The organism is Bacillus sp. 05T31, assembly GCF_056396725.1.
This window is the reverse complement of record NZ_JBFTMA010000259.1, coordinates 1-5,429: the sequence shown is the minus strand read 5'-3', so window position 1 is coordinate 5,429 and position 5,429 is coordinate 1. Positions and strand designations below refer to the sequence as shown.

At 32.2% G+C, this 5,429-nt stretch carries 7 protein-coding genes and 2 pseudogenes; 8 read left to right on the top strand and 1 reads right to left on the bottom strand.

Annotated features, from left to right (window positions below; genetic code table 11):
• The 4 genes and pseudogenes from AC1DJR_RS16250 to AC1DJR_RS16235 all read left to right on the top strand — a co-directional run.
• A pseudogene (locus tag AC1DJR_RS16250) lies at positions 1-610 on the top strand (glutamate synthase); the annotation flags it as partial.
• 63 nt (positions 611-673) lie between these two features.
• A complete protein-coding gene (locus AC1DJR_RS16245; protein ID WP_477003019.1) occupies positions 674-1,195 on the top strand; it encodes a GNAT family N-acetyltransferase in 522 nt (173 codons plus the stop codon).
• Positions 1,196-1,218: 23 nt separating this feature from the next.
• Positions 1,219-1,740 (top strand): YfiT family bacillithiol transferase, encoded by a 522-nt coding sequence (locus AC1DJR_RS16240; RefSeq protein ID WP_088033757.1) that lies wholly within the window; start codon positions 1,219-1,221, stop codon positions 1,738-1,740.
• Positions 1,680-2,204, top strand: coding sequence for a GNAT family N-acetyltransferase (locus tag AC1DJR_RS16235; RefSeq protein ID WP_477003018.1), 525 nt, complete (start codon positions 1,680-1,682; stop codon positions 2,202-2,204). The genes AC1DJR_RS16240 and AC1DJR_RS16235 overlap by 61 nt, the downstream gene beginning before the upstream one ends.
• Positions 2,205-2,325: 121 nt before the next feature.
• On the opposite strand, the gene AC1DJR_RS16230 is transcribed toward AC1DJR_RS16235, so the two are convergent.
• Positions 2,326-2,703, bottom strand: coding sequence for a PH domain-containing protein (locus AC1DJR_RS16230; protein WP_477003017.1), 378 nt, complete (start codon positions 2,701-2,703; stop codon positions 2,326-2,328).
• Between the two features lie 179 nt (positions 2,704-2,882).
• Here AC1DJR_RS16230 and AC1DJR_RS16225 point away from each other — a divergent pair, with 179 nt between their 5' ends.
• The 4 genes and pseudogenes from AC1DJR_RS16225 to AC1DJR_RS16210 form a co-directional block, all read left to right on the top strand.
• A complete protein-coding gene (locus AC1DJR_RS16225) occupies positions 2,883-3,734 on the top strand; it encodes a patatin-like phospholipase family protein (RefSeq protein WP_113734979.1) in 852 nt (283 codons plus the stop codon).
• A gap of 12 nt (positions 3,735-3,746) precedes the next feature.
• Complete coding sequence (locus AC1DJR_RS16220) at positions 3,747-4,118, top strand: YxiJ-like family protein (RefSeq protein WP_477003016.1); 372 nt, start codon at positions 3,747-3,749, stop codon at positions 4,116-4,118.
• 270 nt (positions 4,119-4,388) lie between these two features.
• On the top strand, positions 4,389-4,751 hold the full coding sequence (locus AC1DJR_RS16215; protein WP_477003015.1) for a hypothetical protein: 363 nt from the start codon (positions 4,389-4,391) through the stop codon (positions 4,749-4,751).
• Between the two features lie 87 nt (positions 4,752-4,838).
• Positions 4,839-5,429 (top strand): annotated as a pseudogene (locus tag AC1DJR_RS16210) (enterochelin esterase); the annotation flags it as partial.

The window sequence follows — 5,429 nt, the reverse complement described above, 5'->3', positions numbered from 1 at the left end:
GGATAATCGTTATTTTGTTACTTTCAGCGGATACGCAAATGAGAAAGCACCACAAACAGATGATGAGTTTTATGATTTCGCTGAAAATCTATCAATCCCTAACGTGACAGATTTTCTAAACAAAGCGGAGGCAATTTCAGATATCAAAACATACAAAATTCCTTATCAAGTACGTCGGCGATTTGATTTARTTAATCATTTACCAGAAGGSTTGTTAGTAGTCGGWGATGCACAATGTCGTTTTGATCCMGTTTTYGGKCARGGAGTTTCAGTTGCGGCTATGGAAGCTCACCAATTGCAGTTGCTTTTACAACGGAGACAAAGGCTTGATAAAGCATTTACACAGCAGTTTTATAAAGAAACTGCTAATATCATACAAACTCCTTGGGAAATGACTACAACGGAAATATCACGTCATCCTCAGTTAAAAAGAAAATTAACGATAAAGCAAAAATTTCAGCTATGGTATACGAAACAAATATATCAACTATCTGCAAGTGACTCTGACGTTTATATTCGATTAGTAAGAGTGATGAATTTAATTCGTAGTCCATTTCACCTATTTCATCCGAAAGTGCTACTCGCTGTATTACTGATGCGAAAGAAATAGCAGGAAAATAATCGGTTAAAAAAGAATATATAACAGTTAGTAGATATAGAAGGAGTAAGCGAGATGAAAATATACATAGAACAATTAAAGAAACAAGACGCTGAAGATTTATTTAACTTTGAACTCACGAACAAATCATTTTTTGAAACAATGGTACCAAGTCGTGGCTCTAATTATTACGTGTATGAATACTTTCAAAAGCAACTTGACGAACTATTAAAAGAACAAACTGAGGGGATTTCTTATTTTCATCTCATACGTAATACAGAAAAAGAAATTGTAGGACGTATCAATTTAGTTGATGTAGATAAGAAAAAACGAATTGGGTCGTTAGGCTACCGAGTTGGAGAGAATTTTACAAAAAAAGGAGTTGCAGCATCATCTGTAAAATTGATTTTGGCTCAAGCAAGAGTCTATGAAATTAATGAAATACATGCTATGACAACAACAAATAACATAGCTTCACAAATTGTATTAGAAAAGAACGGATTTTCTCGTGAAAAGGAAGCGGAGACAACTACTGTAGATTTAAACGGGGAAAACGTAAATTTCGTACATTATATTTGGAGGACTACTAAGGGTTAAAAATAATAGGGAGGGACATGTACATGAAGGATTTACGTTATCCAATAGGTCGATTTACTTACGTAGGAACTATTACAGAAGAAATAATTGATAAATGGATTCAAGAAATAGAGGATTTACCTAATGAACTAGCAAGAGCGATAAAAGATTTAGATCAGAAGCAGTTAGATACACCGTATCGCGTCGGTGGATGGACTGTTCGCCAAGTTGTTCATCATGTTGTTGATAGTCATATGAATAGCTACATACGCTTTAAATTAGCACTGACAGAAAAGAATCCAACTATTAAACCGTACAAAGAAGAAAAATGGGCAGAGCTACCTGACTCGAAATTACCAGTAGATGTTTCACTTGTAATGCTAGATTCATTACATAAAAGATGGATTAACTTATTATATTCTTTAGAACCRGCAGATTTAGAAAAGACATTTAATCATCCTGAATCAGGAGAAACRAAACTTGCTGCTGCAATTGGACTATATGCATGGCACGGTCGTCATCATACAGCTCATATTACTTCTTTAAGAGAGCGTTTAAATTGGTAACATTAGAGAAGGCGACAGAAATTGATGCAGCAGTTTTATTTCAAATGCAAATAGACTCATTTAGTCCTTTATTAAATAAATATAAAGACTATGAAACAAATCCAGCAAATGAATCTATTGAAAAAACTATTTTAAGAATAAATAATCCGAGCAACAACTTTTATAAGATGATAATAGATTCGAACCTTGTTGGAGCGATATGTATATCCCAAAAAGAAAGACCTTATAAATTTTGGATCAGTCCAATGTTCATTCATCCAATCTATCAAGGGAAAGGAATCGCTAAGAAGGTACTTATTTTAATTGAAGAGATGTTTCCAGAAGCACGGAGTTTTGAACTTGCTACGATTTTAGAAGAAGAAAGAAATTGTTTTCTATACGAAAARATGGGRTATAWAAGAACRGAAKTWAWAAAGAAATTAAATGATAAARCWACWYTWATTTATTAYAAAAAAGAAAGGTAAAGCATTTGAAATACGCTTTACCTTTTTRTRYTRTTTTAGATTAAATATACAAAAATAATGCATATTCTTCCAAAATACTCGGGTTAGTAATTTCGATAATGAATAAAAATACAGAAAGGCGTTATTTCGTCGTATATGTTACTAACGCTTTTTGAATGCTTAAAATACTATCGTCACCTTTAAATTCTTTCGTAATTGGATCATCCATACTAGATACCCAAATTTTAAGCTCTGCATCTAAATCAAAATGCCCAGCTGTTTCAATGCTAAATTGTGTAATGCTTTTATAAGGAATAGAATGATACTCTGTTTTTTTACCTGATATTCCTTGTTTATCTACTAAAATAAGACGACGATTTGTAAATACGATTAAATCACGAATTAATTTATGAGCATGCTCAACTTTCTCATCGTCTAGCATAATTTTTTCTAAATCACGTTCAACGCTTTCTGTACTCGCACTTGATGCATTTCCTAAAATACCACTAAATAAACCCATATGAAATTCCTCCTTTATAATATGTGGAATGAGTTTCTTATATTGTACCATGCGAATGGCTAATAGATTATGACATTGCTTCAATAGTTTTTTGTTATTATTGCAACTAATTTATATAACCTCATCCTAAAATCTTGTGCTAACATGTAATTAAGAAAACAGAAGTAGAGGGATTAAGCATGAAGAATATCGGTTTAGTATTAGAAGGCGGCGGRATGAAAGGRTTATATACTGCAGGAGTACTCGARTATTTTATGGAAAGGGACTTATTYTTTCCGTATGTAGTCGGTGTATCCGCTGGAGCGTGTATGGGAGCAACATATTTGTCRCGTCAAAAAGGAAGAAATAAGAAAGTAAATACAGAGCTAGTAGCAGATCACAGGTATATATCTTATCGAAACTTAATTAGAAAACGTGAATTATTTGGAATGGATTTTTTATTTGATGAAGTACCAAACAAAATTGTACCGTTTGATTTTCAAACTTTCCTAAATTCAAATGAACAGTTTGTAATCGGAACGACTGATTGCGAATCAGGACAAGCAGTTTATTATAATAAAATAGAACACGGAAATGATATTTTAAAAATTATTCGTGCATCAAGCTCTGTGCCGTTTATAGCACCTGCTGTAGAATATGATAATCGAAAATTGTTAGATGGAGGGATTATAGATCCTATTCCAGTATTAAAAGCGCAAAATGATGGTTACCAAAAGAATGTTGTTATTATGACAAAGCCGGATGGATACGAGAAGCAGCGGAATAAATTTTCTGGGCTGGCTAAAATGTTATATAGAAAATATCCGAATATCGCACAATCTTTAGTAGAACATTATCGTTTTTATAATGAGACGATAACTTATATGAATCAAATAGAACAAAAAGACAATTTTTATATCATTCAGCCTAGCGTACAGCTTCCTATAAGCGGAATAGAAAGAAATAAAGAAAAACTCGTTAATTTATATAATCTCGGCTATACAGATGCTCAATATCATTATGAAAAATTATTAAATTGGATAGAGAAATAAAGGGGTGGAAAGTTGCTATTAGGTAAAAAGGTTATTTTTAATGAATTGCAGAAAATGCATAGTCCKCTRYWTAAACCRTTTCCGAATTGTGACMTTCGAAAARTACGAAAAGATTWTAAWAATATRTTTACAGAAGATGATTGCATAAGYKCTGATTTAAATTATTATTGGATGCATACAGCAGGTACTTTAAGTTACATACTTAATAACAACGAAAAGGAGATTGTGTTTGATCAAATAAAGTGGCTAAAGAAATCGTTTTTTGAATGTTTTCCGCAATATCGTTTTATAGAAACAGAAATTGTGAAGTATCCCATTTTGTATAGAGATTTCATGAATTATGAGAAGGCCCGGAAACTATTACTGTATTATCTTACTGAATAAAAATAAAAACGTACAAGTTATGCTGCTTGTGCGTTTTTTTGTTCATAAAAAATACAATTTTAATACCTTGTTTATATAGGGATTCTAATACGAAGAAAGAAGTACATATAGAATGATGTAAAGGAGGGAGAGGCGTTTAGATACCGTTTTCCTTTAATCCATTATCCAATTCGAATATAGTTAGTTATTTATGATAAAATATTTCGAGTGAAATCAAGTACTTATTATATCCAGTATTAAATAAGTTAAGCCAGGAGGAACAATAGTAACATGGAAAACGTGTCAAATATAGATAAATTGGAATCAATAAAATCTTTACAATCGACAATTCGTAAACTTGAAAATGCTTTTTCACAGATGACTCAAAAAGGAGCAAATACTACCTTAGTRAAAAAAAGGCTTAAAGCCGTTTGYATAGGGCTAGCAGTGTTAGAGAACGTGTGGAATCAAGAAAGTCATCGGTATAGCCAAGAAGAGTTAGCAGAAGCTCGTAATRTCCTTGCTGGTTTGCTYCCATCAATTGAGAGAGCCTATGATAAGTCTAAGGCTGGTAGTCCTCAAAGAACACTTTTAGAAAGAAGAATAAAAGCGTTGGAACTTTCTATTCAGGCAATTGATAAACCTTCTAAATAAATAACTCATCTAAATACATAACATACTAATCCTAAATTTTATAAAAGCAATCTAGTGAAAAGAAAGAAATACAAAGGAGGCAGATGGGTGACTTCAATAATTAGTCCWAAGTTAGAGGARCTTAATAATCAATTRAAAAWMGGAAACGAGAAAGCWWTTTATACTTTTTTGCATGAAATAAAGTCAAATAATACGCCAYTAATAGAACAATGTCCTGTAGAAAATCAGTATAAGCTTATAACGTATATATGGTTAGGGGATCAAAAAACTGAAAACGTTTATGTATTCGGTAGTTTTCCTGGTTGGGATCTGTCTGTAAATCAACTACAACGGTTGTTACAGACAGATATTTGGTATGTAACGTTTAGGACGGATGAGAGTTTTATTTCAACGTACTATTTTTCAGTAAACGATTTTTTCGAAAATGATTGGATAAAGCGCAGTGAAAAGTACCAACTAGATCGATTTAATAAAAATACATTTGGAGAAGATGCCAATAAAGCGTCTGTGTTAAACATAGGAATGGAAGTACAGTATAGCAGTCGTTTTCCTTCAGATCATTATCCATCTGGAAAAATTGAAACATATTCTTTTCATAGTACGATTTTAAATGACACACGTAAAATTTATATTTATACGCCTCATGACTATTCTCACACTTCACATCTTCAAGAACTT

What these genes read in the sequence shown, in the direction of transcription:
- AC1DJR_RS16230 (WP_477003017.1), bottom strand. Translation starts at nt 2,703, where the DNA reads ATGGGTTTATTTAGTGGTATTTTAGGAAATGCATCAAGTGCGAGTACA.
- AC1DJR_RS16245 (WP_477003019.1), top strand. Translation starts at nt 674, where the DNA reads ATGAAAATATACATAGAACAATTAAAGAAACAAGACGCTGAAGATTTA.